The 3,118-nt window shown below is 73.7% G+C and carries 2 protein-coding genes; both read left to right on the top strand.

The window, feature by feature from the left end; translation table 11 throughout:
• Positions 1-96: 96 nt before the first annotated feature.
• Entirely contained in the window at positions 97-1,758 is a 1,662-nt protein-coding gene (gene argS / locus ACFWEJ_RS28155) for an arginine--tRNA ligase (protein ID WP_377232466.1), read from the top strand.
• Complete coding sequence (gene lysA / locus ACFWEJ_RS28150; protein WP_377232465.1) at positions 1,755-3,116, top strand: diaminopimelate decarboxylase; 1,362 nt, start codon at positions 1,755-1,757, stop codon at positions 3,114-3,116. Before argS ends, lysA begins: the two co-directional genes overlap by 4 nt.
• Positions 3,117-3,118 lie beyond the last annotated feature (2 nt).

Here is a 3,118-nt window from a genome sequence, read left to right as displayed (position 1 = left end):
GGTGCACCCGGGTGCACAGGCCGGCGTCGGACGGCGCGCTTCCCGGCCTGTGGAAAGCCGGGGCGGGGCACGCGGCCCGGCCGATAGAATCGATCCGTGACCCCCACCGAGCTCTCCGAAGCGCTGAGCGCTGCCCTTGCCGCGGCCGTCGCCGACGGCACACTCGCCCTGCCCGCCGACGCCGTCCCGGCCTCGGTCCACGTGGAGCGACCCAGGCAGCGCGAGCACGGGGACTGGGCCACGAACGTGGCCCTCCAGCTCGCGAAGAAGGCGGGCACGACGCCGCGGGCGCTCGCGGAGGACCTGGCGGCACGCCTGGGCGCGGCCCCGGGCATCAAGTCCGTCGGCGTCGCCGGCCCGGGCTTCCTCAACATCACGCTCGACGCCGCCGTGGCGGGCGAGCTGGCCCGCACCATCGTCGAGGCCGGCGTGGCGTACGGCCGGGGCGAGGCCCTGACCGGCCAGGTGATCAACCTGGAGTACATCAGCGCCAACCCGACCGGCCCGCTGCACATCGGGCACACCCGGTGGGCCGCGCTGGGCGACTCGCTGGGCCGCATCCTCCGCGCCGCCGGCGCCGACGTGACCGCCGAGTACTACATCAACGACGCGGGCGCCCAGATGGACCGCTTCGGGGAGTCCGTGCTGGCGCGTGCCACGGACGGCGAGGTGCCCGAGGGCGGCTACCGCGGCGAGTACGTCAAGGAGCTCGCGGCCAAGGTGCTCGCGGACCGCCCCGACCTGCCGGAGCTGCCGCACGACGAGGCCGTCGCGGTGGCCCGCGAGGCGGGCTACGCGCACCAGCTCGCCGAGATCCGCGAGGTGCTGGAGAGCTTCGGCGTGCACTTCGACGTCTGGTTCTCGGAGCGCGACCTGCACAGCTCGGGCGCCGTCGAGAAGGCCGTGGCCCGCCTGCGCGAGCAGGGCCACGTCTTCGACCAGGAGGGCGCGGTCTGGCTGCGCACGACCGACTTCACCGACGACAAGGACCGCGTGATGGTCCGGGCGAACGGTGAGCCCACCTACTTCGCGTCGGACGCCGCGTACTACCTGTCCAAGAAGGACCGCGGGTTCCCGGGCAAGATCTACCTGCTCGGCGCCGACCACCACGGGTACGTCAACCGCCTCAAGGCCATCGCGGCCTGCGCCGGGGACGACCCGGAGACGAACATCGAGGTGCTGATCGGCCAGCTCGTCAACGTCGGCGGCGCCAAGCTGTCCAAGCGTGCGGGCAACATCATCGAGCTGCGCGACCTCGTCGACTGGATCGGCAAGGACGCCGTGCGCTACTCGCTCGCGCGCTACCCGGCGGATACCCCGCTGGAGCTGCAGGGCGAGGACATGCTCAAGCAGACCAACGACAACCCGGTCTTCTACGTCCAGTACGCGCACAGCCGCACGGTGCAGATCGGCGCGAAGGCCGTGGAGCGCGGCGTGCGCCGTGCGGACGGGTTCGACCCGGCGCAGCTCTCGCACGCCTCGGAGGCGGCGCTGATCGGCCGCCTCACCGAGTTCCCGCGGATCGTGGCGCAGGCCGCCGAGCTGCGCGAGCCGCACCGCGTGGCCCGCTACCTGGAGGCGCTCGCCGGCGACTTCCACTCCTGGTACAACGACGACGAGAAGCTGCGCGTCACGCCGTACCCGGACGAGGAGGTCACGGACGCGCACCGGGCCCGGCTCTGGCTGAACGACGCCGTCCGCACCGTCCTGGCCAACGGCCTCGACCTGCTGGGCGTGAGCGCTCCGGAGCGGATGTGACCGGCGCGCCCTGGTCCACCGGCATCGGCCGGCTGCCGGACGGCGCGCTGGCCGTCGCCGGCGTGGACGTCCGCGACCTCGCCGCCGAGCACGGCACGCCCGCCTACGTGCTGGACGAGGCCGACTTCCGCATGCGCGCCCGCGCGTATCGGACGGCGTTCGAGGCCGCGTTCGGCGCGGTCGGCGCGGGTGTGGACGTGTACTACGCCGGCAAGGCGCTGCTCACCGTGGCCGTCGCGCGCTGGGCGCGCGAGGAGGGCCTGCGGGTCGACACCGCCTCCAGCGGCGAGCTCGCCGTCGCGCTGCGCGCCGAGGTGCCGGGCGCCGAGATCGGCCTGCACGGCAACAACAAGTCCGACGCCGAGATCCTGCGCGCCCTCGACGCCGGGATCGGCCGCATCATCGTCGACTCGCTGGTCGAGATCGAGCGGGTCGCGCGCCTCGCGGGCGAGCGCGGGGTCGTGGCGCCGGTGATGGTCCGCGTGACCACGGGCGTGCACGCCGGCGGCCACGAGTACATCGCGACGGCCCACGAGGACCAGAAGTTCGGTCTCTCCGTCAACGCGGCAGCCGGGGCGGAGAGCCCCGCGATGGCCGCCCTGCTGCAGGTGCTCAAGCACCCCGAGCTCAAGCTGCTCGGCATCCACTCCCACATCGGCTCGCAGATCCTGGACCCGGACGGGTTCGAGGCCGCCGCCCGCGTGGTGCTGCGCCTGCGGGCCGACCTGGCCGAGCGGTCGGGCGTGCTCGTGGACGAGGTCGACCTCGGCGGCGGGTACGGCATCGCCTACCTGCCGGGTGACGTCGCGCTCGACCCGGAGCGCGTGGCCAAGGACATCGCGCAGTCGGTGGCCGGGGTGTGCCAGGAGCTGGGCACGGACCTGCCGCGGTTCTCGATCGAGCCCGGCCGGGCGATCGTCGGCCCCGCGGGCCTCACGCTCTACACGGTGGGCACTGTCAAGCCCGTCACGGTCTCGGCCGACGACGGCGCGGACTTCACGCGCACCTACGTGTCCGTCGACGGCGGCATGAGCGACAACATCCGCCCGGCCCTGTACGGCGCGGCGTACCACGCCGAGGTCGTGGGCCGGACGTCGACGGCGGAGACCGTGCTGGCGCGGGTGGTCGGCAAGCACTGCGAGTCCGGCGACATCGTGGTGCACGAGGTGCGTCTCCCCGCCGACGTGCGCGCGGGCGACCTGCTCGCCGTCGCCGCCACCGGTGCCTATGGCCGCTCGATGGCGTCGAACTACAACATGTTGCCCCGCCCGCCCGTGGTCGCGGTGGCCGGCGGGTCCTCGCGGGTGCTGGTGCGCCGCGAGACCGAGGACGACCTGCTGGGCCTCGACCAGGGCTGACG

Origin of the sequence: Promicromonospora sp. NPDC060204 (genome assembly GCF_042728455.1) — a bacterium.
GTDB lineage: Bacteria > Actinomycetota > Actinomycetes > Actinomycetales > Cellulomonadaceae > Promicromonospora.
Note: the sequence above shows the minus strand (reverse complement) of the source record. Positions and strands in the feature narration are given on the sequence as shown.